This window comes from Prevotella aurantiaca (assembly GCF_015262605.1).
In the GTDB taxonomy this organism is placed as follows: Bacteria; Bacteroidota; Bacteroidia; order Bacteroidales; family Bacteroidaceae; genus Prevotella; species Prevotella aurantiaca.
Map to the genome: position 1 here is coordinate 107,196 of NZ_JABZSJ010000001.1, position 23,635 is coordinate 130,830.

Genomic DNA, 23,635 nt, shown 5'->3' on the forward strand with positions numbered 1-23,635 from the left:
TTATTCTGTTGTCTGATGGATATTAGGGGCAAAACAGCTTAAAGAAACACTTACGGAGAGCGACGCATCGTGTTCTTCTACAACGTATAATCCGCCTGGTTTTAGGTCTATTTCTATGTCATCGTCGAATAATTCGATTGGGATAGAATAGCGACCGCTGGGTTGTTTCTCGGATACTACAAAACTAAACTTATGCTTTCCTGATACCACCAAGTATTTACCCATCGATGAAAACATTATTTTGCTTTGGCCATACACGCCATCTATCGTTTTTATCTTAGTGGTATGAGAAAACATATGCCCTGTTTCGTTCTTGAAAACGAGCACGGCATAGTTGGGATTGGTGGCTATCCAAATCCGCATACGTATATATAAATAAGCAAAATAGAGGGGGACTGAAACGATAAGAACGATTAAAAGAATTGAGACTACACCCAAAGAAAGGTAGTCGAAACTTGCCCAAAAGATGGCGGCAATGGTTATAACAGATAGCGAACAAGTAATAACGAACGCCCAAAAACGTTCTTTTAATACATCTTTCCACTTGGTAAACGATGGTCGGGTAGCCATAGCTCCGAAGAAAAGTGCCACTATCCAAGCGATTACAACACCGAAAAGAACGGCTGCTTCGAGTAGTATTGGACCAATCCCGTGTATAACTTCTTCTGCAATATCTGTTTCCATAATTGATGATTATAATGCTGATGACTTATAAAAGTTAGGATAATAAAAGTCAAAAACAGCTTGTTTACGTTTTTGTTTACTCTATCTTAAGTCCTAACTGGTCTATAAGTTTCTTGATAGAAGGGTTTTGTTGCTGTATCTTCTCCAGCTCTTGACGAGGTGTGAGAATGGGTTTAATCTCTTCAGCCTTTGCCAATCGCAACACCACATCGATTTGTCCGTTGTGCAAACGCTGCGCCATCGTAGCACGGATACGCCCATGAATGGCTTTCATTTCGTCGAGAAGGATTTTGTTTCCAACCACAACTTCAATCTTTCCGTCAGCCAATTTCTGTGGCTTTATTATCTTCATGCGCTGCGCTAAGCCTGCGTTCATCTTCGCAATGCGGTTGCACATGCCCTTCCATTCGACGATTAGCTCTTGCGAAGTAAAGCTTTGATTCTCGTCTTTGTTGGTTATTTCTATCTCTTCTTCCTCCTTTTCCTCTTTCTTTTCAGCCTTCATCAAGTTCTGAAACGACATTCCAAGACTGCCTAATCGTACCTTTGGCATGGCGGGAATAGTGGGAGTAGTGTTTACGGGAGGGGTTTTGGTGCTGGCGGTAACGTGCATTTCCACACCTTCACGCTCGTTTTCGTGAGCGTTATGCCTACGGCTCGCCCCAGCTACCTGCGACGCTGATTGCGGTTGAGCCTTTATAATAAGATTTCTGAACAGGGTTTTTAGCTGCTTAGGGCTACGCCCCGAGCTGGGCACATCGTCGTCTTTCTGCGTTATTTGTGCCACTTGTATGAGCGTAAGTTCCACTAACAGACGCTTGTTGGAACTCTGTCGGTATTCCACATCGCAACGATTCATCACCTCCAAAGCCTTATAAAGGAACTGAGTGGGGCACTTTGCCGCCTGCTCTTGATAGCGTTGGCGTTGCTGTTCGCTGGTTTCGAGCAGCGGAAGTGTCTGCGAATCCTTCGCCATTAGCACGTTTCTAACATGCGATGCCAAGCCGTTCACAAGGTTTCCAGCATCAAATCCTTTGTTAATGACGTTGTTTAAGAGTACCATAATCTCTGGAACTTTGTTCTCAACAGACAAGTCCACGATGTTAAAATAGTTCTCTGAGTCCAACACATTAAGGTCTTCAAGCACCTTTTGATAGGTTATGTTGCCCTGAGAGAAGCTCGCTGCTTGGTCGAAAATAGAAAGAGCATCGCGCATTCCACCGTCTGCTTTCTCGGCAATCACGTTCAATGCCTGCTCTTCATAGGCGATACCTTCTTTCTCGGCAACCTCTTTTAGGTGGTTGATGATGCCCGATACCGACATACGTTCGAAGTCATAGATCTGGCAACGCGATAGTATGGTAGGCAAAATCTTATGCTTTTCCGTCGTCGCAAGAATGAAAATGACATGTGCGGGCGGCTCTTCCAGCGTCTTTAGAAACGCGTTGAAAGCCGCAGTGGATAGCATATGCACCTCGTCAATGATGAAAACCTTGTACCGTCCAAGCTGTGGTGGAATGCGAGTCTGCTCCATTAACGTCTTAATATTCTCTACAGAGTTGTTGCTTGCAGCATCAAGTTCGAAGATGTTGTAGCTCCTTCCCTCGTTGAAAGACTGACAACTCTCACACTTATTGCACGCTTCGCCCTGCTCAGTAGGATTATTGCAGTTGATGGTCTTAGCAAAAATGCGCGCGCAAGTAGTCTTTCCTACACCACGAGGGCCGCAGAAAAGGTAAGCGTGGGCAAGCTTTCCGTTCTTCACTGCGTTCATCAACGTTGTGGTAAGAGCCTGCTGTCCCACTACAGAAGAGAACGACATGGGTCGGTATTTTCGTGCCGAAACGATGTATTCGTCCATAGTTCTTTTTATCATTTAGTGATGCAAAGATAATAAAAAGTAAGAGAATGGGGAGTCTGCATAACGTATTTAATTGTTAATAAGCATAAAATATGGCAATAGCTCCCCTGTTTTCAAAAAGTTTTCATTACTTTTGCAGAACATAGCTACAATGCCATCGACACAGCTTTGCAGCACAGTGACATTTGCAAATGGCTATCATAATAACTATAAGGAACTAGTGAATAAGGTTACAGGACATATTTTCTCATTCATAAGTCGCTTCAGGTATCATATCGTTATAATACTTGGAGTTCTCATTGTGGGCGTTTTCGACGAGAATAGCTTCCGCAGACGCATGGAATGTTACTACCAAATAGAAGACCTAAACACTGAAATTGCAAAATACGAAAAGCAGTATCAGCACGACATGGAAAGGCTAAAGGAGCTGAAAACAAACCCTGATGCCATGGCAAAGATAGCCCGTGAGCGTTATTTCATGAAGGCTGATGACGAAGATATATTTGTTTTGAGCGACGACGAACAGCCCTCTAAGGGTAAAAACTTATATGAGACAACTGAATAAAATAGAAATATTCATCTACGCCTTAGGCGGTTTGATGATGGCAATAGGCACCTGCCTCTTCACATTCTTCATCAAACAAGACATTGCTTGCATAGTTATGCTCATCGGAGCCATAGGCTTTAGTACCATGCAAATGCGACAACAATACCTTGGAACAGACCTAACAATACGACGTTTGCGCAAAATTATGTTGATAGCAGACTTCGGTTTCATTCTCGCAGGACTTTTTATGGTAGAGGATATCTACGGAATTATAAGGCCGTTTTTCGTTAATTCGATAAGCGGATACACTACTTATGTAAACATTTTCTATCATAATTGGGTGGTAGTGTTGCTCATTGCGACTGCAATAGAGCTTTACACGATTCATCGAATCGACCATTTAATCAAGAAAGAAAGCCAAACATAAACTTGAAAAAAAGCCTAAAAACCCGACAATTGTTTTAAATTCAATGAAAAACTTTCATCACTTCACATATACGTTGTACTTTTGTAAGACAGAATAAGATAACTTTCTATGAAGAAAATACTATACGCTCTTATTACCTTATTAGCATTCACATCGTGCGCTAAGTCGTATGACATACAGGGAACGTCTAACATTTCCAACCTTGATGGACGTAAATTGTATCTCAAGGGAGGTTCTGCCGATACGCTAATTACCCTCGATTCGTGCGAAGTTGTGCATGGAGAGTTCTCTTTTACAGGCACTCTCGACTCTGTACAGGTCGCTCAAGTGTACATGGACGATATGAATTTGCAGTTCCCCATCGTACTTGAGGAGGGCAAAATACATCTTAATCTCGACAATACGCAGCTCCGTGTGAGTGGAACACCGCTGAATGACAAGCTTAATACATTCTGGACAAAGTTCACACAGCTACGCAATCAATATGTAGAAATAGACCATGAGGAGAGCGTTGCCATCATGAATGGACACGACGAAGCGGCCACTGACGCTCGACTTATCAAGAAAGCGTTGTTAGTTTATGGTAATATCGACAAGCTGTTTACGTCGTTTATCACCGAGAACTTCGATAATACGCTGGGCGTTTGGGGCTTTCTTACCCGTGTATCGTACGATATGACACCTAACGCATACCCCGTTTGGATGAACGACTACCTTTATATGAACGCTAACAACCAGTTGTCTTCATGGGTAGAATACATCATGCTAAAGGCTTCAGACATATTTAAGAACAACCCAGCCATAAAGGATTTCTACAATAAATTCCAACGAGCGCAGAAGGAAATGAATGGTATGGAAATGCCAACACCTGACGTTAGCACGCAAAATCCAAGCATTGCGCCACCTACTCCAGCTGAAATGGCAGGCGACACAGCAGTGGTTAGATAACAGAAAGTACACATTATATAATACATTAACAATACAATGAGGAAACTCATTCATGGCGGAACGATTGTCAACGAAGGACAAAGTTTCAGTGGCGCAATCGTCATTGAAGGCAATCAGATAGCCGATATCATTACAGAACAGGAAGCACCCCGTGGCAATTTCGATGAAATCATCGATGCCACGGGGTGCTTTGTTTTACCAGGAGTCATTGATACGCACGTTCATTTCCGTGAACCGGGAATGGAGGATAAGGCTAATATCGAGTCGGAGAGCCGTGCTGCCGCTTTCGGAGGGGTTACTTCGTTCTTCGAAATGCCTAATACCAGTCCGCAAACTACGACTATCGAGGCTCTGAACGATAAGTTCGAGCGTGCCCAACGCAGCTCTCACATCAACTATTCGTTCTTTTTTGGTGCCACAAATGCCAATAGCGAAACCATTAAACAGCTTGATAAGCACTGCGTTCCAGGCGTAAAACTTTTCATGGGAGCCTCAACGGGCAACATGTTGGTGGACCGTCGCAACGCATTAGAGAGCATTTTTGCCACCGCTGCAGCCGAAGGTCTGCCTGTAATGACGCATTGCGAGGACTCAGGCATTATCAGCGACAACATGAAAAAGGCGAAATCGCTGTACGGCGACGACCCTGATATTATTCATCACCACGAGATACGCAGCGAAGAAGCGTGCATACAAAGTTCTAAATTGGCTGTGGAACTGGCGTTAAAGCATAAGACGCACCTCCACATTGCCCACCTTTCGACTGCCAAAGAGCTGGATTTGTTGCAGCAACCGCATGTCCGCGACTTCGTAACTATGGAGGCTGTGATTGCGCATCTGTACTTTACGAATGACGATTATGCCACAAAACGGGCCTTAATCAAGTGCAATCCATCGGTAAAAACGGCTCACGACCGTACCGAACTGCGCCGAGCACTGGCCGACGGACGCATTACGACAGTGGCAACCGACCATGCGCCTCACCTATTATCGCAGAAACAAGGCGGTTGTGCAAGTGCTACTTCGGGCATGCCGATGGTGCAATTCTCTCTACCCACTATGCTCGAGCTGGTCGATAACGGCATTATCGGCATCGAACGCTTGGTAGATCTTATGGCGCACGCCCCTGCCCGACTCTTCCAAATCAGCCAACGTGGTTTCTTGCGCAAGGGCTATCGTGCCGACATTGCCATCGTTAAGCCGAACACGGCTTGGACGGTTAGCGAAGAAAACATACAGAGCAAATGCAAATGGAGCCCTATGCAGGGACACCAATATAATTGGAAGGTGATGCACACCCTATGCAATGGCGCCCACATACTCGATGTTGATAGGTTTGATACCGACTATCGAGGCGAACAACTGCATTTCCGCGACGAAAATATATAAAGCTTATGATTGCCAGAATTGTTATACCTCTGCTGCTTGTCATCGTACTTTCTGACGTTTATATAGACGCCTACTTCTTCCGTAAGCGCATACATGTTAAGTGGTTTCAACGACTGGCATGGTGGATTCCTACGATTTTCCTTGTTGTTTACACCAGCGTTCTGGCTTCTATACGCAACTTTGCACCTGCCAATCTTACTTGGCTTTACACTTATTTATTCCTCTTAGGCGCTATTGCAGGACCGAAAGCTGTCTTTTCTTTCTGCTCTCTTGTTGGCTCATTGGTACAGAAAACCATCGCTAAAAAGCGTCGCAACTATGGTCATGGCGTGGGTTTTGCCATCGGAATAGTCGCTTTTGCAGCCTTTTTGTACGGCTTTACCTTCGGATTTACGAAGATAAAGGTGCGCCACGAAACGCTTTACTTACACAATTTGCCCAAAAACTTCGACGGATACCGCATCGTTCACGTGTCGGACCTCCACGTTGGCACCTTCACAAGCTGGCGAACGAGTATTCTGGAAGACGAAATGGACAGCATAAAGCGTATCAATCCCGACCTAATATTGTTTACGGGCGACTTGCAAAACATGCGTCCGAGCGAGCTATTGCCTGTTGCCGACTTGCTGAAACAGGGCATGAAGAACGCCATTGCGGTAAGGGGCAACCACGATTACACTGAATACGTGAAACTTACACAGCAACAACGAAAGCAACAAAACAGGGAATTTGAAGACATTGTACGCAATAAACTGGGCTGGAACCTACTGCAAAACAGCCATATTGCCATACACAAAGGCAACGACAGCATTATTATTGCAGGCACAGAGAACGATGGTAAGCCACCATTCCCACAGAAAGCCGACTACAAAAAGGCGCTCGAAGGGGTGCAACAGGGCAACTTCGTCATCATGTTGCAGCACGACCCATCGGCTTGGAAGCGCCATATACTGCCGCAAAACCTTGCACAGCTAACGCTGAGCGGCCACACACACGGCGGACAAATGCAGTTTTTTGGATTCCGTCCTACGCATATCAGAGAGAAATACGACTACGGTATTTACCGCAGTGGCAACAACATACTTAACGTAACAGATGGTTTGGGCGGCTTAGTACCCTTCCGTCTGAATATGCCAAACGAGATTGTGGTAATTACGCTAAAGGCTAAAACAACTTAATAAAAGGCTTTAAGAAAAACTTCAATGCAACAGAACGACAACCTTAATGCTGTTTCTACACAGCGCAGCACGCCCCTCGCCATAGTGCTTACCTTGCTCTATCGGCTTTATGGTATCTTTATTTTCGTACCGCTGTTTCTCTTTTCTTCTATCCTTACGGCGGTTGTAACGGTGGTTGGCTGCCGTTTCGGCAATGGCCACTTCTGGGGTTACCAGCCAGGACGACTATGGGGAATGTTCACTCTCCGCCTTTTGCTGTTGCCTGTAAAGGTGGAAGGGCACGAAAACCTACAACAAAACCAAAGTTATGTGTTCGTTGCCAACCATCAAGGGGCTTTCGATATCTTCCTCATCTACGGCTTTTTAGGGCGCAACTTTAAATGGATGATGAAGAAAGGCATACGCAAAATACCTTTCGTTGGCCTTGCCTGCGAATACGCTCACCATATTTTTGTTGATAAATCGGGGGCAAGTAAGATAAAGAAAACCTACGACGAAGCACGCAAAACACTGCGCAAAGGCATGTCGGTAGTGGTATTCCCCGAAGGCGCACGCACCTTTACGGGCCACTTAGGTTTGTTCCGTCGTGGTGCGTTTATGCTTGCCGACGAACTCGAACTGCCCGTTTGTCCGATTACCATCAATGGGTCTTTCAACGTAATGCCACGCACAAAAGACTGGCATTTGCCTAATTGGCACCCCCTAAAACTTACCATTCACAAACCCATAGAGCCGAAAGGGAAGGGTGCCGAATATGTGAAAGCGATGATGGAAGAGGCATACGAAAAAATAGAAAGTGGACTGGTGGAAGAATATAAGGGGTATGTGGAAAACCCAGACCAATAGAAACGGCGATGTCTTTGCAGGCGGAAACGTTGCTGAAACGGACATACACCACACCCATAAAACTGTAAAGAATTCGCCAAACCGCCACAACCGCATAACCGCCTGACCAACAACGCTTTGCAATACCCCTTGTTTTGCATTGCAAAAGCGGCTGTTTTACACGGCAAAAGTGCCTATATTGCAACGCAAAACAGGCGCTTTTGCGAAGCCAAACAACTGCAACGACTTTTCTTATGTATTTTCTTTACAAAACAAGCCTGATATTATCGGCTTTTCATCATGTATTTTTTTATCTGCAATCGTTAGAAATATAGAACGAGCAAAAGACTATATTCCTGCTCTATATTGGTAAAATAAATCGCCCCCAACCCCTTGCTGAAGATGCGCAAGTGGTTGGGGGGCGATGCTGTTATCGGCACTATCCTACTGCGTTAGGTTCGCCAAAAGCAGCGAAACATAGGCAGATGGCGTGTCTTCAGTGGGCGTTTATTTAAACTTCATGCCCATGTTGTACATAATAAAGCTGTATATATCGGCTTGTTCCTCGAGCTGTTTCGCCAATGGTTTGCCGCTTCCGTGACCCGCTTTGCTATCGATTCGGATAAGCACAGGGGCTGAACCGCCTTGACATTCCTGCAAAGTTGCAGCGAATTTGAACGAGTGAGCAGGTACCACACGGTCGTCGTGGTCGGCTGTTGTAACGAGAGTTGCAGGGTAGCTTACGCCCTTCTTCAAGTTGTGCAGAGGCGAATAGCCATACAAGTATTGGAACATCTCCTTGCTATCTTCGCTCGTTCCGTAGTCAGGGGCCCAGTTCCAGCCGATAGTAAACTTATGATAGCGCAGCATATCCATTACTCCCACTTGTGGAATACATACTTTGAAGAGGTCGGGACGCTGTGTCATACATGCGCCAACGAGCAAACCGCCGTTGCTTCCGCCCACTATTGCGATGTGATTCTTACTTGTGAAGTTGTTGGTAATGAGCCATTCGGCTGCCGAAATAAAGTCGTCGAACACGTTTTGCTTCTGCATCTTGGTGCCAGCGACGTGCCATTCCTCTCCATATTCGCTACCGCCGCGGAGGTTTACCTGTACATATATGCCGCCATTCTCAAGGAATGGGATACGCATAGACGAGAAACTGGGTGGCAAAGCAACGTTAAAGCCGCCGTATCCATATAGGAATACAGGATTTTTGCCGTTGCGTTTCATGTCCTTTTTATAGGTAAGGAACATCGGAACACGTGTTCCGTCCTTGCTGGTGAAGAACACTTGCTGTGTAGTATACTTGTTAAGGTCGAACTTAACCTTAGGTGCTGTGTAGAGCGTGCTCTTGTTTTGCGCAATGTCGTACTGGTAAATGGTGCCCGGAACAGTGAACGAAGAGAAGCTGTAGAAGCACTCTTTCTGTCCGCGTTCGCTGCTAAAGCCTGCTCGTCCAACGGTAGGGAGCTTTATTTCGGTTATCTCTTTGCCGTCAATGGTGTAGAGATAAAGGTGTGTCGATGCATCTTGATTGTAGGTAAGCACCATCTTATCGTCGGCAAACTCTACGTTGTCGAGCATGTGTTTGCTCTCTGGTACCAGCTCTTTCCAGTCTTTAAAGCCTGGTTTATGTATGTTTGCAACCATCACTCGTCCACGTGGTGCACCGTCGTTGGTAAGCATATAGATGTTATCACCGATGGTTCCGATGGGGTTATACTGCATATCGAGGTTGGAAGTCATCTGTATAAACTGAGCGTTTGGCACACGAAGGTCGCGCACATAGACGTTCTGACCAGAGCCAGCGCCACTCTCGTAGAGGAACATAATGGTTTCTTCGTCGTTGATAGATACCGAATAGAAGCGCAAAGGATAGGCAGGGTTCTGGTAGAACAATACGTCTTGGCTCTGTGGAGTACCTATCTTGTGGTAGTAAACCTTGTGGACTTCGTTCTTAGAGCTAAACTCTTTGCCTTTTTCGGGGGCGTCGTAAGCACTATAATAGAAGCCGTTGCCACACCATTGTGCGCCTCCAAACTTCGCCCATTCTATGTGGTCGGTCAGCAATTCGCCCGTTGCAATGTCCTTCACGTATATTTCTTGCCAGTCGCTACCGCTGCGCGAGATAACGTAAGCCATGTATTTTCCATCTTTAGAGAAGCTTGTGCTTTGCAGCGCAACAGTGCCGTCGTCGCTCAATTTGTTAGGATCGAGGAACTCACGGAGCGGTCCTCCCAGCTCGTCCATTTGGTAAAGAACGCTCTGATTCTGTAGTCCGTTGTTCTTATACACGTACCATTTGTCGTTCTTCTTAAACGGAGTGCTCACCTTTTCAAAGTCAGCCACTTCCTTCAAGCGTTTCAATAGTTTTGCACGGAAGGGTATTTTAGAGAGGTAAGCATTGGTTACTTGGTTCTCAGCCTCTACCCATGCGGCTGTTGCAGGGCTTCTGTCGTCTTCCAAAGGGCGGAAAGGGTCGGCCACTTTCACCCCGAAGTAAGTGTCTATCGTACCGTCTTGCGGTGCTTTAGGATAGGTAATGTTCTGTGCTGTCATTGTTGTTGTTGTCAGCGCGAGTGCCGATAAGGCGATAATTTTACTCATTTTATATATAGGTTAATGTTATTCAGATTTCTCAAACGCTACAAAGATAGTAATATTTTTTATATTGTTGTGGAGTGTTTCCTAAAACTTTTCGTTCCGATACTTGTCGTAAGTACGTTAAATAACTATCTTTGCACGGCATCTTAATAGTTACAATGTTACAAACTACAACTACTATGAACAAACCAGAAGAGGAAAAACATGAAAAAGAGGTAAGTGTTTTGCGAAAGAATGTGCCTTATAACGAATTGTTTTTCTACCAAAAGGCCGATGCTATTTATCAGCTAACGTATGTCTTTTGTCAGCGTTTTCTACCTAAATATGGCGACCGCACGGTCGATCAAATGGTACAAGCGGCTCGTTCGGGTAAGCAAAACATCGTGGAAGGCATAGAAGATGGCAACACATCAACGGAGATGGAGCTGAAGCTTCTTAACGTTGCACGCAGTTCGTTGCAGGAGTTACGCGAGGACTACGACGACTTTTTGCACACTCGTTGTCTTACTCGTTGGACATCAGAGCATTCTCGTTACAATGCCATGCTGCGTTTTTGCAAATATCACAACAAGGCGAACGACTATCTATCTTACGCCAACAAGTGGACAGCAGAGGAGTTTTGCAACACGTTACTGACGCTTTGCCACATCACAGATAAGATGATGTGTAGCTATTTGGCCCGATTGGAGAAGATGTTTATCGAACAAGGGGGCATTAAAGAACGTATGCATGCTGCACGAACAGGCTATCGCAAGGCACAGGACGAGTTACTAAAAAAGCTGCAAACAGAGAATTTGCAGCTTAAAACCGAGCTGGGAAGGCTACAAAGCGAGGCACAGACGCTGCGCCAAGAGGTGGAAAGGCTGCACCAAAAATTGCAAAGGTAGCCAGCAATAATGGGGGTAGCATTAAGGAAAGGGTTTCTTTTTGCTTCCTGCCAATGTTTAGGAGCTATGTTGAAACATAGCCCCTAAAGGTTTTGTTTTCCTAGTTTTCCTAGGGGTTCTAGGGGTTCTAGAGCCCCTAGCTTCCTATCCTTTCTAGGGCTCCTAGGGTTCCTAGAATCCCTAGTTTCCTATCCTTTCTAGATTTCCTAGCCTTCCTAGAAGCACTATTTCTGCCTCGCTTTCCTCGCATATTCAAACAGCGACGAGGGCAGATGGCAATACCCCTGAGGGTTCTTCTCAAGATAATCTTGGTGATATTCCTCCGCCGTATAGAAATTCTTAAGCGGAAGAAGTTCCACTTCGAGCGGCACAGAATACTTGCGTTCTTCCGCATCGAACACCTTTTTAATAATAGAACGGTCGGCTGGGTCGGTGTAATACACCCCTGTTCGGTACTGCGAACCGCGGTCGTTGCCCTGCCGATTATAGCTTGTGGGGTCGATAGACACAAAGTATAGCTTCACAAGGAAGTCCAATGACACCACATTAGGGTCGTATTTGATGTGCACTGCTTCGGCAAATCCAGTGGCATCGGTGCATACTTCTTCGTAAGTAGGGTTCTTTGTGTTGCCGTTAGCATAGCCCACTTCGGTCGATAGCACTCCTTTTATCTGCTTGATGTAGTGTTCTGTGCCCCAGAAACAACCGCCTGCAACGTATATTTCTTTCTCTTTGCGCACCAGTTTGGTGTACGCTCCATAACCTTCTTTCTCCATTTCGGCAAGCGGAATAAAGCGTAACGAAGCACTATTGATACAGTAACGCAATCCGCCCTTATCGGTTGGACCATCTTCGAATACGTGTCCAAGGTGGGCATTGCCTGTGCGGCTCTTCACTTCGATGCGCTGCATACCATGCGAATTGTCGGCTTTCTCTACCAAAAGACGCTTGTCTATGGGCTTCGAAAAGGCGGGCCAGCCGCACCCCGAGTCGTATTTGTCGGTGGAAGAGAATAGCGGTTCGCCCGTAGTAATATCTACATAGATACCTGGACGAAACTCTTTGTCGTACTGATTGGTAAACGGTCGCTCGGTAGCAGCGTGCTGCGTAACGGCATATTGTTCTGCTGTGAGCTGGCGACGGAGTGTTTCGTCGTCGGGTTTGGTGAACTTTCTTATTGTCATATTGCTTGTTTTGTTTGACGTATTATTTTTAATGTTTGTAGAATCGCCCCCTCCATTGGCTGTCCACTTGGTATTATTGCTGCACGACGCACCCATCGCAACGCAACATAATACGAAAAACGACAAAACAAAATGTAGGGTTCTTGCTTTCTGAACACACATTGCCCACTTAAAAATGTAGGGCAAATGCATTGTGTCTGTTATAAAAGTTCGCTTTTTCATCATCTATTCATGTTTATATTTTGGTGATGCTAAAGTACTAAAAAATATCCAACCACATAGCGTTATTTGCTCTTTTTTAACTAAATAGTGATGAAATTAATGTTACTTTCGGTTTGAATTGTTTTTTATAATATTCATAATTATTTCTTAATATTTACTTGCATATATTAAAATATAGTTGTAAATTTGCCGCATAGTTCTCACGTTAAATGCCTAAGAAGGGGATATTTGATAGAAAATATGGTCCCTTTTGGGTTATTTAATTTTCACAAACAACATAAAAATTTATCTTAGTTATGAAGAAAAAGATGTACAAAACGCCTAAAACTAAAGTTTATCCATTGGAGATAGAAGGCTATTTACTTACAGGATCAGGAAGCAGAAGCGGCGCAAAAGGGTTTGAAACGACACTTCCAACAATTCCGGGCGCTATTATAGGAACCATCCCTATCACTGGAAGAACATTAGGAGCAAAGACTGAACAAAAGGAAAACGAAGTAGAAATACAAGACGAAAACAATACAATATAATTATCAGACATCATTGTTTAATATTATAAAATAAGTCGATTTGGGGGAAAGGTCGTGTACCTAATCCCCTTTTTTATTGCTCATAACGTAGATGTTTGCCACCACTTGGCAGATTGTCGTTCGTCATTTGCCCAACCATAGCAGAACAAGAAACGCAGTTTCGCAATGCACTTACCCATACCACGAAAAACAAAATCCAAGTATTTTCAACACCGCAACGATGTAAACATTTTTTCAAACAGACTAAATCGTGTAACTTTCTATATTTCAACGCTTTGCAATACCCATTGTTTTGCAATGCAAAAGCGCCTGTTTTGCACGCCAAAAGTGCCTATATTGCAACGCAAAACAGGCACTATTGCAACGCAAAACAGGCACTATTGCAACGCCAAACAGTTTACTTTCGGATTTAGCATGTACTTTCTTTACAAACTAAACACCTTCTTTGCACCCTCCACACAAATTCTTTCGACTTACTGAAAGGGGTAAAATAGACATTGTTGGCGTAAAACTTATGTAATAAACCGATTATTTTGCCGAATTGTTTTGGTCTTCTGGAATAGTAAAAACCACGCTATCGACACCTGCGCAATTGGCTTTTATAAACTAAAAAGATGTGAAATGAGGTTTCATTGAGCCGAAACGACTTTCCTATACATTTATAATAGTTTTTTAATTTTTCCTTGCATATTAAAGAAAATAGTCTTATATTTGCAGCGAAATTATCGCCATAGGCCCACAATAACTAAGTCAGTATTGTAGAAACTTACCAGTTTTAACGTGTTTGATATTTAATAACAATATAAAATTTTAATTTAATAATGAGAAAAGAAGTGTATAAAACACCTACGACACAAGTATATCCTCTTCAAGTGGAAGGATATATGTTAACCGATTCGCAGCGCCAAAAGCGTATGGATAGATTTGAATCAACGCTTAAACCATTTGCTGACGGCGGTACAGAAGAGTTGGAAGACGAGAATGCTGAATAACCTTTCAACTATAATTCAAAAGATTCAAGACAACATTTAAAAATTAAAACAAGGGAAAAAGAAAATGAATAAAACAAAGAAAGCAACCTATGCGATGTTAGGCATAGTTGCGATTGCAGCTTCATTTGTAACAGCTTGTAGTAATATTGAGGCTCTTCCAAACCCTGAAGAGAATATTACTGAGGGCATCAGATTCGACGTTAACGATGTGCAAGAGACTTCTGAAGCGTCTCTTCCTAAAACTCATGCAGCTTCAGTATATGCAACTCGTACCATCGATTTGCAAGGAGAAGGCTCTGAAGGCTTCTATATAGACGAATCAACCATCGAAGGTGTAAACCCAATGCAGATTACACCAGCTACACGTGGTAGCATTAAGACAGCCGTAGATGCCAACTTTAGCGTCTTCGCAGCTAAGCCAGGAGAACAGCCAGCCTACCTTTATAATGCACAAGTAGGGAGCAACGGCGTGATGGCAACACCTAAAGAATGGAAGGTAAGAGAAGCAAGCGCATTGTCGTTCTATGCCATTTGCCCTGCAACTGCTACTGGTTTGAGCATCACCCCAAATACTGCTACAACACCAACAAAGCCTGTTATCACTTACAGCCCAGCGGTTAATGCAAAGAATCAAGTCGATCTTTTGGTGGCAGCCAACGAGAATTTGACATTCAATAAGTACGAGACTGATAACAAAATCACACTGCCTTTCACCCACGCAACAACTGCTATTATCTTCCAAATCGGTAAGGATTTGTCGTACAATCGTAAGGTTGAGAAGATCGAATTGATAGGTGTTTACGGCAAAGGTAAGTTCAATCTCACCGAACAAAAGTGGGAAGCTGATGGCTATTCAACCCCTACTACCTTCACACTCGACTATGGAACAACTGGCACTTCTACCGCTAATGTAGAGGGAACCATACTGAATCCTAACGAAGGAACATTCCTAATGCTCCCTCAAACATTGCCAAGTACAGCCAAAATAAAGATTACTTTCAATGGCGGTAAGACTTGGACTGCGTCGATAGGAGGCAAGGAATGGGTGCAAGGAACTACTAAAACATATAAGATTTCGAACACTAACGATACGGAAGATCGTGACTTTATGCTCACTGCAACACCAGAATCGAATACTCTCAACTATACACAGACACAAGCAGAGTTCCTTATTCGCAGCTATAGAAGGCCAAAAGGCTATCCTGAAGCAAATACAAACCGCGATAAAGCAGAGCCTTGGGAAGTTGTAGGATACAATCTCGATGGCAGTAATACTTGGATAGCTCCCTCTGCAAATGGCAAAGTAAAAACTGCCACTGCACCTAATTTCGATGGTGGAAGTGCTGGTGTTAAGCTCACAGTAACTGTCGATCCAGACATTATAGACCTATTGGCAGAGCGTAACAAAGTTCTTAAAACTGCTGCAAAACCAACATCAAGACTTGACCTATCAATAGTAAATGGTGTAAGAAGAGCCGCTAACTGCTACATTGTGTCAGCCCCTGGCGAGTATCAAATCCCTATAATATATGGTAATGCATGGGATAATGGTGCCAAAAACGAGCAAGCTTATAAGCCAGGTGGCGTTTCAGGAGACAATGCTTTAAAGATTTTCCAAAGCGGTTGGGGCAATATTGACCAGCCTTATATCACGCAAGGCGATAAGGCTGAGGTGATATGGGAAAGCAAAACAGGACTTGTTACAACCGAAGGCGTAACTGCTAATAGTGGTGAGAACCGCTTTATTAACTTCAAAGTTGACGAAAACAACATCGAAGAAGGCAATGCAATCATTGCTTTAAAGAAGGGTAATACCATCTATTGGAGCTGGCATATCTGGATAACAGGTAAGGAAGTAGCCAACGTTACATCGGGTAATTTCATGCTTGAGCCACTCGGTCTCAAACATGAAACATGGTTTAAGACTGCTTATGACGTTGATCGTACCATACATATTAAGCTAAGACAGACAAGAGCAGATGGCAAGGGAGCAACTAAAATCATTAAGGTTATCCAAACGCCAGGTTCAAAAGAGACTGGTACTGCAATGTTCTATCAATTCGGACGTAAAGATCCGCTGTTAGGAAATAATCCTAAATTCGTAACAAAAGCTAATGGATACTCGTTGAAAGAGGCTGCTCAAAACCCAATAACATGGGCTGGTCAGTGCAACAAAGGCATTGGTGCAAGTACAACAACACAAGGAATGTACGACTGGAACACCGACCATAATAATGATAACTCGTATTACAACCTATGGGATGCTAAGAATACGACAGGCAATTCATACGCTGGTGCGTTCATTAAAACGGTTTACGACCCATCTCCTGCAGGCTTCCATGTACCACGAAGGGCAGCGTTTAGCATTATCCAAGATGGTAAATATGCAGGCAAACCATTCTTGCCAACAGCTGGATACTATAAGCCAGGCGTAGCAACAGACCCAAAAGCAAACGAGAATGGCTATGATATTTATAAAAATGTAGGTACTGGTTACATTTGGACATGCGAAAAACTAAAATGGATATGGCCTGGTCAGACTGCACATCGTGGTATGGCTGCCTACACCAATGGCAACCATTTAGAAATGCTTCCAGACACTTATCCATTAGATTTGCACTTTGGTGTCAACGTAATTCCTATTAAGGAATAATGAATTCATAATATTCTAAATTAATAATCGCTATATATTAACTCGGTAGGGCCTATGCTCTACCGAGTTTTTTATTAAGTTAAAATAAGACCATAGAGATTTAGTGGTAATCAAAGAAAAGGTTTGTTCTTCTTTGATATTAGTAAAAACATGTGTTCATGGTAAAGCAAAACAGATGCTATAAGGCTCAGGCTACACTCAAACGAGGGGGCATTTAGCTTTTGAAACTGATTGTAAAGATTATAAAAAGTATGGATATTATTTGGAAAATTCAGAAAAAATGACTAATTTTGCAACCTGAAATAGAACAATAATACTATTATAATAATATAAAAGAATTGTAATTATGGATATAAACAAGACAATGGAAGCTGCTTTTAACAAGCAGATTGAAGCAGAATTATGGTCAGCAAACATTTACCTCGCTATGGCTTTTTGGTTCAAGAAAGAGGGCTGGAACGGCTTCGCAAGCTGGCTTTTCAAGCAAGCTGACGAGGAAAGAGGACATGCACTTGATATGGCTGACTACTTAATAGCACGTGGTGGAGTACCTACAATTGGCGCTATTCCTGCAGTAAAGAACGACTGGAAGGACGCTAAAGAGGTGTTCGAAGCTGTACTTAAGCACGAACAACACGTTACAGAACTTATCAACGAGTTGGCAGATGTGGCTGATGCAGAGAAAGATCGTGCTTCGCAGAACTTCGTTGCAAAGTATATTGACGAACAAGTTGAGGAAGAGAAGAACGTGAAAAATATTCTCTTGCTCTTCGAGCAAATGCCTTTACACGCGCTTTCACACATCGACCGCAAGCTTGGAGAGCGTGAATAAGAATATTTCATAGTTATACAATGGAACAAAGAGAGGGATAGGCAGTGTGCCTAATCCCTCTTTTTTTCTTTGTGAGTGGGAAGGTATGGAGAGTAGAAGGGTTAGGAAGAATGAATGGGTTAGGGGTTCTAAGGAAACAAGAATGTCTTGGAAAACAAGGAAAAACTATAAACTCGAGGAGATTGATAGAAGCTAAAAGAAAAACAATACCTCTGACCTGCAAGCTGAAAAAGACGTACCTGTAAGCTCAAAAAAACGCACTTGCAGGACCGAAAAAATGTAAACATTTCGCAGTATAGCCTCAACGCTGTAATCGTTTGAGCTACAACGCTTTGCAATACCCCTTGTTTTGCATTGCAAAAGTGCCTGTTTTGCTCGGTAAAAGTGCCTATATTGCAACGCAAAACAGGCGCTTTTAGAACGCAAAACAATTATTATAGTTTTTTCATTGAAGTTTCTTTACAAAATCAGAATCATTTTATGGACTTTCAAACACGGGGCTGGTAGAAGGGAATGGGCCCTGAAATAGCCTTGTTCAGCATTTCTTTTGAATTGTTTTGTAAGGTCAATTGCACCATTAAAAATAAAGTTTCCAATAATATAGGCGCCGTTATTCGTTTGCAACTTCAAGTTTTTTCTGTAACTTTGCAAACACTATACAATATAAACAAGACGAATATGGAATTATATCCAAAACTCATTACCGACGCCTTGGAGCAGGTAATGTATCCCGGAACTAAGAAGAACTTGATAGAAAGCGATATGCTCGCTGACGATATACGCATTGATGGAAACAAAGTAAGCTTTACTTTGGTGTTCCCACGCGAGACCGACCCCTTCATGAAATCGACCATTAAGGCTGCCGAAGCACAGATTCACTACTCTGTTAGTAAGGATGTTGAGGTGGAAATCAAGACCGAATACACGTCAGCACCACGCCCTGAGGTTGGAAAAATGCTACCACAGGTGAAGAATGTAATCGCTGTTAGCTCGGGAAAGGGCGGTGTTGGCAAGAGCACCGTATCGGCTAACCTTGCCATTGCCTTAGCTCGCTTGGGCTATAAGGTGGGTTTATTGGACACAGACGTATTCGGTCCGAGCATGCCAAAGATGTTTGGCGTTGAAGATGCACGCCCTTTTGCAGTGGAAAAAGACGGCCGACAGCTCATCGAACCTGTTGAAAAGTATGGCGTAAAGCTACTTTCTATTGGCTTTTTCGTTAATCCCGACAGTGCAACATTGTGGCGCGGAAGCATGGCTTGCAACGCTTTGAAACAGCTAATAGCCGATGGCAACTGGGGAGAGTTGGACTATTTCATTCTTGATACGCCTCCAGGAACCAGCGATATCCACTTAACGCTGCTCCAAACCTTAGCCATCACGGGTGCAGTTATCGTAAGTACGCCGCAAAACGTGGCCTTAGCTGACGCTCGTAAGGGCATTGACATGTACCGAAACGATAAGGTGAACGTGCCGATACTGGGCTTAGTGGAGAACATGGCATACTTTACGCCAGCCGAACTGCCCAATAATAAGTACTATATCTTTGGCAAAGAGGGTGCGAAACAGCTGGCGAAGGAAATGGAATGCCCGCTTTTGGCACAGATTCCGATAGTGCAAAGCATCTGCGAGAACGGAGATAAGGGCGAGCCTTCGGCTGTAAACATCGACAGTGTAACCGGTCAAGCCTTCATAAACCTTGCCCAAGCTGTTGTAACAGTGGTGAACCGACGCAACAAAGAGCAAGCTCCGACGAAGATCGTTAGTGTAGATAACGAATAAAAACAAACCATATAGGGGTGCAGTCTGACAATAAGCAGACTGCACCCCTGTTTCTTTCTCAATATTTTATGATGCGAATGAAGAAGGTACCATTACTATTAGGAATCATCTACCTCGCCGTGCTATGGGGCGGATTGGTCGTCATTGGATTTAATCTGCCTGACGGTGAACCTCCTTTAGAATACCAATGGGAGCAGGAAAGGGCGGCACGTAAACCGATAAATGTAGACCATTTCGCCATCGAACGTATCAATGGGGCAAAGGAATTATGGCTGCGCGATATGCCAAATGCATCTTATGAAGTTATTGTTACAACTACCAACGACCCACGCAAGTGCTGTATTAAGTACCCGAAAGACCTAATTCAGATTACATTAAACGATGGGGTGCTATACGGAAATGCCACTCCGAAGGGGGAAAAAATAGATACTGAGAAACAAAAACTGATTCACAACTACTCCGATTTCGATAAACGTGTGTTGAATCAATGGGACACTCCCGATTCATTAAAAGAAGAATTAGCCCCCATGAAACACGATGCTGACGACTATACCATCTTCATTTACATGACGGTAATGAAAGATTTCAGCGCCATTCGCACCGATAGTCCGGGCTTTACCTTTAATCTTCTCGATGTAAATTTCACCGATCTTTACTTCACTGCTGCCTATAACACCTTCTTACATCTTTACGGTAACACGAAGATAGACCAACTTTGGGTGGCATGGGTAGACTACCTATTAAACTTTGGACGAGCTAAAATAAAGAACCTCCGCATAGATATTGACGAGGAACAGAACTTCATCGACAAGCATTGCAAGGTGGACACGCTGTTGCTAACAGGCAAAGGCAACGTATCATACCTTACGCGTAAGTCGTATAAAGTAATCGAAGTGCAAGAGAAAAAGCCTGGCGATATTAACTATGGGCACGACAGTATCCCGATGATAAACATTGCTAAGCCTTATGGAAAGAAATAAAAAATACTTTGAGGATAGCCCTTTCATGTTCTATTTACAAGAATTGTGGCTTCTAAGAAAGAAGAAAATAAAGTACATAACATTCGCTTTCATGGGAGTGATATTACTCATTGATGGGTTTATCGGAACTTTTAAAGGCATCGGTTCGCCCACTGGTAACAGTTATTCAATCAGCGAAGTCGGTATGTTATACCCTTTCGTACTGCTTGCTTGTAGCCTTACGGCTTCGCTCGGCACAGGCAGTTCCAACCTGTTATCGGCTCGAAAGCTGTCTACTTTCAAGGAATGGAGCGCTCGTTGGCTATTTTTTGTTGTAGCGCCTACCCTCCTTTACATCTTCTTTGCCCACTTCATAGACGCTGTTTTCCTCTCTGTAGAGAGCCAACCCATGCCTTGGGAGGTTATGCTCGACGATATTTCGCCCAGCTATATCTTGGCTTTCATCTTTTTTTCTACATCGTTCTTCTTCCTCATATCGCTCTATCTCCCTCGCTACACCTTCTTTTTGGGTGTCCCTATAGTGGCTCTTGCCATGTATATAGTGGAGAGTAGCTTTGTGAAATACAGACGTACGGGTAATTTAATAACCGACTTAACGCCAACATTGAACCTTATTTTCATTGGCATAGCGTTGTTCTTACTACTGCTATCGTACAATAAAATAAAGTCGAACAAGGAAGAAGACTACGATTTCGACGACTAATGGCAATGCAACATGCCCACAGAGAGGGAATTGTAACAACCATTTAATATTAAAGAATAGATAATACAACAATATGGAACAACAAAGTTTTTCTGATTCTAACGTATATATGAGGGCCTACGCAAAGGCTTTATGGCAGTCAATCAAAAAGAAACAACGCAACATTACCATCATTGCTCTGGTGCTAATGTTTATTGTTGAGCTCTTCGTCGCATCTTTTCGAGGGTTTGGTTCGCCTACGGGACATGTCGGAAATTATAGTGTTATCGAGTCAATCTACCCCATTATGGTCATTGCTTGTTGCCTTGTAGCCTCGTTTGGAATGAGTTCTAAGAACCAAATATCGGCAAAAAGACTAAGTGCTTTCAAAGAATGGCTGGTCCGTTTCGGCATTTTTGTTGTGCTACCCACCTTGTTTTTCTTTATTTGTGGGCATCTAATAGACCTCTTTGTAGCCAGTCCTTCATGGCAACCAGCACCTTGGGAGATAGGATTTTACCCTTTACAGGGAGGTTGCACCTTACTTATCATATTCTTTCTCATATCGTTTTTCTTCCTTGTATCCACATTCTTCGCAAAGTATTCGTTTGTTTTCTGCTCTGTAATCATATTGTTTTTCTACATCACAGTGCCTGCAATCCTGCCAAAAGAGAAGTTTTGGCACAGCGGTTGGTACGAGGTTTCGCCCCCTGTAATAGCTTTTATCATCGCCATGACGGTGGTATCAATCGTTCTTTCCTACATCATATTATGGTATAACAGAAAGAGCGAGACTGCTAAAGAGGTGCAATAACCACACTTGCAGCTATGTACGTTGAAACAAAAGTAGGTGAATAAAAATGGAACTGGGACATTCTATGGAAGAACGTATGGGAGTAATGGAGGTTGTAAAGGCTTTGTGGGACGCAGCAAAGTGGAAGCAAATCATAGCAATGGGGCTTGCTTTGGTATTGATGACAGTGCCTAAGATGCTCAATTCCTCCTTTACTGACGGCACAGGAGTGGATATTACGCCCGAAGAAACAACGATTTTTTTCAACTATCATATTGCTTTTGTGATTTGCTGCATGATAGCTTCGTACGGCATGACAGCCCTTGGTAGCCAACAAATGTCGAAGTTGGGCATTTCGGTTTTAAAGGAATGGGCGGTTCGTTGGATTCTTTTCGTACTGTTGCCCGTCCTCTTTTTCGTTGCCATCGTTCACCTTTTCGATAATATCGGCGGCGATTCTCCTTACATCACCCACTTGTTTGGAGTTCGACTCTTCAACCTATTGGCGTGTTATACGTTGCCTCTCTTCTTCTTTGGCACGTCGTTTTTCTTCCTCATATCTACCTTTTTCAAGCGTCTTAGCTTCCTTTTCGGTGCGCTTATCCTACTTATCGCCCTCCTTATCCTTCGCACTTTACAGCCTGAAGGGGGCTTTTCTGACGAAGCAATGCAGTCTGCGGCACAGCCAGTTATCGGCTTTCTCGTTGTCGTATCGGTGCTAATGCTGGCGCTTTCCTATTATATAATATGGTGGAAGAGGAAAGAACAGGCTGCAACAACGCCTTAATGGCTGCACGCAACCCCTTTTAGCACTCTACGTGGCAAGTATGTTTTGCTTGCTTTTGTACGTTTATTCGTCACTAAACGACGCAAATCCCCACAACGAAACCGCAGAAAGTCCGATTTTCCTATGGCGTTTTAGGACATTCCCGATGGCAGTATCAGTTTTTACTGCTACCTTTGCAATATCATTAAACCATCAGCCTACGGGCATAAAACATGAAAGGAAAGAATATGAAAAAGATGAACTTTACCAGCCTACGTTGCAGCGTTATCTTATTATTCGCTGCCTTTACACTAACATTGAGCGCACAACCAAAGCAACAAAATAAGAAACTCTACTCGTTTAACCAACAGGGTGTCTACTACGAACGACAGCCAATAAGAGACGCCGACTATCGTACGTTCGTCGATTTAGGCTTCGGTTACGCTAAAGACCGATACAATGTGTACTACATGGGACGTATTCTTCCTTACGTAGACCCATACACTTTCAGTCTACGCATAGCGGTTAAGCCTTACCCAGACGACTATTCGATGGACGATGATTACGACGATGACGACGATTACTATCGCTACATCATCACCAACAACGCTGTTATCTACCGCGGTAATAAGATTAGCGACTCGCCAAGAAGCTTTAAAGACCTTGGTTGGGGATATGGAAAAGACAGCTTCAACGTCTATTACAAGGGTAAAAAGATAGACGGAGCCTTCACAAGCACCTTTAGAGTTCTCGAAAATGGCTATGCCGAAGATACTTTCGAAAGCTATTATAAGGGTAAGAAAATTAAGTAAATAAAAGGTCGGAAGACTATTGCCGACTTACAAAAACAGCACTCTCACTCA

General features: G+C 43.5%; 22 protein-coding genes. 18 read left to right on the plus strand and 4 right to left on the minus strand.

Annotation, left to right across the window (positions count from 1 at the left end):
• Together HXN26_RS00375 and HXN26_RS00380 are read right to left on the minus strand one after the other, a co-directional pair.
• Nucleotides 1-684, minus strand: coding sequence for a hypothetical protein (locus HXN26_RS00375; protein ID WP_273158083.1), 684 nt, complete (start codon nt 682-684; stop codon nt 1-3).
• Between the two features lie 76 nt (nt 685-760).
• Nucleotides 761-2,545: a DNA polymerase III subunit gamma/tau gene (locus HXN26_RS00380; protein ID WP_273158085.1), complete on the minus strand. Its 1,785-nt coding sequence runs from the start codon at nt 2,543-2,545 to the stop codon at nt 761-763.
• A gap of 220 nt (nt 2,546-2,765) precedes the next feature.
• Between HXN26_RS00380 and HXN26_RS00385 the strand changes: the two genes are divergently transcribed.
• The 7 genes from HXN26_RS00385 to HXN26_RS00415 all read left to right on the plus strand — a co-directional run bounded on the left by HXN26_RS00385 (nt 2,766) and on the right by HXN26_RS00415 (nt 7,986).
• Nucleotides 2,766-3,110 carry an FtsB family cell division protein gene (locus HXN26_RS00385; RefSeq protein ID WP_024999734.1) on the plus strand — a complete coding sequence of 115 codons (345 nt, stop codon included), beginning with the start codon at nt 2,766-2,768 and terminating at the stop codon, nt 3,108-3,110.
• Nucleotides 3,094-3,519, plus strand: a complete 426-nt coding sequence (locus tag HXN26_RS00390) for a hypothetical protein (protein WP_036888730.1) — start codon at nt 3,094-3,096, stop codon at nt 3,517-3,519. Before HXN26_RS00385 ends, HXN26_RS00390 begins: the two co-directional genes overlap by 17 nt.
• Before the next feature lie 108 nt (nt 3,520-3,627).
• Entirely contained in the window at nt 3,628-4,467 is an 840-nt protein-coding gene (locus tag HXN26_RS00395; RefSeq protein ID WP_024999735.1) for a DUF4369 domain-containing protein, read from the plus strand.
• A gap of 36 nt (nt 4,468-4,503) precedes the next feature.
• Complete coding sequence (locus tag HXN26_RS00400) at nt 4,504-5,856, plus strand: dihydroorotase (RefSeq protein WP_273158088.1); 1,353 nt, start codon at nt 4,504-4,506, stop codon at nt 5,854-5,856.
• Between the two features lie 5 nt (nt 5,857-5,861).
• Entirely contained in the window at nt 5,862-7,034 is a 1,173-nt protein-coding gene (locus HXN26_RS00405) for a metallophosphoesterase (RefSeq protein ID WP_024999736.1), read from the plus strand.
• Nucleotides 7,035-7,058: 24 nt separating this feature from the next.
• A complete protein-coding gene (locus HXN26_RS00410) occupies nt 7,059-7,880 on the plus strand; it encodes a lysophospholipid acyltransferase family protein (protein ID WP_024999737.1) in 822 nt (273 codons plus the stop codon).
• The gene (locus HXN26_RS00415; RefSeq protein ID WP_262499288.1) at nt 7,858-7,986 is read left to right on the plus strand and encodes a hypothetical protein; all 129 of its coding nucleotides are present in this window, start codon (nt 7,858-7,860) and stop codon (nt 7,984-7,986) included. The genes HXN26_RS00410 and HXN26_RS00415 overlap by 23 nt, the downstream gene beginning before the upstream one ends.
• 380 nt (nt 7,987-8,366) lie before the next feature.
• Here the strand turns inward: HXN26_RS00415 and HXN26_RS00420 are convergent, their stop codons facing one another.
• A complete protein-coding gene (locus tag HXN26_RS00420) occupies nt 8,367-10,472 on the minus strand; it encodes a prolyl oligopeptidase family serine peptidase (RefSeq protein WP_024999739.1) in 2,106 nt (701 codons plus the stop codon).
• A 176-nt stretch (nt 10,473-10,648) separates the two neighbouring features.
• Between HXN26_RS00420 and HXN26_RS00425 the strand changes: the two genes are divergently transcribed.
• Nucleotides 10,649-11,356: a four helix bundle suffix domain-containing protein gene (locus tag HXN26_RS00425; protein ID WP_024999740.1), complete on the plus strand. Its 708-nt coding sequence runs from the start codon at nt 10,649-10,651 to the stop codon at nt 11,354-11,356.
• Between the two features lie 224 nt (nt 11,357-11,580).
• Here HXN26_RS00425 and HXN26_RS00430 read toward each other — a convergent pair whose 3' ends face one another.
• Nucleotides 11,581-12,540, minus strand: a complete 960-nt coding sequence (locus HXN26_RS00430; RefSeq protein ID WP_273158185.1) for a bifunctional methionine sulfoxide reductase B/A protein — start codon at nt 12,538-12,540, stop codon at nt 11,581-11,583.
• Nucleotides 12,541-13,058: 518 nt separating this feature from the next.
• Here HXN26_RS00430 and HXN26_RS00435 point away from each other — a divergent pair.
• The 10 genes from HXN26_RS00435 to HXN26_RS00480 all read left to right on the plus strand — a co-directional run bounded on the left by HXN26_RS00435 (nt 13,059) and on the right by HXN26_RS00480 (nt 23,584).
• The gene (locus HXN26_RS00435) at nt 13,059-13,292 is read left to right on the plus strand and encodes a hypothetical protein (protein WP_024999742.1); all 234 of its coding nucleotides are present in this window, start codon (nt 13,059-13,061) and stop codon (nt 13,290-13,292) included.
• Nucleotides 13,293-14,113: 821 nt separating this feature from the next.
• The gene (locus tag HXN26_RS00440; RefSeq protein ID WP_159102244.1) at nt 14,114-14,284 is read left to right on the plus strand and encodes a hypothetical protein; all 171 of its coding nucleotides are present in this window, start codon (nt 14,114-14,116) and stop codon (nt 14,282-14,284) included.
• 64 nt (nt 14,285-14,348) lie between these two features.
• Nucleotides 14,349-16,937: a hypothetical protein gene (locus HXN26_RS00445; RefSeq protein ID WP_273158093.1), complete on the plus strand. Its 2,589-nt coding sequence runs from the start codon at nt 14,349-14,351 to the stop codon at nt 16,935-16,937.
• Between the two features lie 346 nt (nt 16,938-17,283).
• Nucleotides 17,284-17,769 carry a ferritin gene (locus tag HXN26_RS00450; RefSeq protein WP_273158095.1) on the plus strand — a complete coding sequence of 162 codons (486 nt, stop codon included), beginning with the start codon at nt 17,284-17,286 and terminating at the stop codon, nt 17,767-17,769.
• A gap of 678 nt (nt 17,770-18,447) precedes the next feature.
• Nucleotides 18,448-19,551: an Mrp/NBP35 family ATP-binding protein gene (locus tag HXN26_RS00455; protein WP_273158097.1), complete on the plus strand. Its 1,104-nt coding sequence runs from the start codon at nt 18,448-18,450 to the stop codon at nt 19,549-19,551.
• Nucleotides 19,552-19,628: 77 nt separating this feature from the next.
• The gene (locus HXN26_RS00460; protein WP_273158100.1) at nt 19,629-20,531 is read left to right on the plus strand and encodes a hypothetical protein; all 903 of its coding nucleotides are present in this window, start codon (nt 19,629-19,631) and stop codon (nt 20,529-20,531) included.
• A complete protein-coding gene (locus HXN26_RS00465) occupies nt 20,518-21,234 on the plus strand; it encodes a hypothetical protein (protein WP_273158101.1) in 717 nt (238 codons plus the stop codon). The genes HXN26_RS00460 and HXN26_RS00465 overlap by 14 nt, the downstream gene beginning before the upstream one ends.
• A 73-nt stretch (nt 21,235-21,307) precedes the next feature.
• Nucleotides 21,308-22,027, plus strand: coding sequence for a hypothetical protein (locus HXN26_RS00470; protein WP_273158103.1), 720 nt, complete (start codon nt 21,308-21,310; stop codon nt 22,025-22,027).
• A 46-nt stretch (nt 22,028-22,073) separates the two neighbouring features.
• On the plus strand, nt 22,074-22,793 hold the full coding sequence (locus tag HXN26_RS00475; RefSeq protein WP_273158105.1) for a hypothetical protein: 720 nt from the start codon (nt 22,074-22,076) through the stop codon (nt 22,791-22,793).
• 212 nt (nt 22,794-23,005) lie between these two features.
• The gene (locus HXN26_RS00480; RefSeq protein WP_420541264.1) at nt 23,006-23,584 is read left to right on the plus strand and encodes a DKNYY domain-containing protein; all 579 of its coding nucleotides are present in this window, start codon (nt 23,006-23,008) and stop codon (nt 23,582-23,584) included.
• The last annotated feature ends 51 nt before the right edge of the window (nt 23,585-23,635 follow it).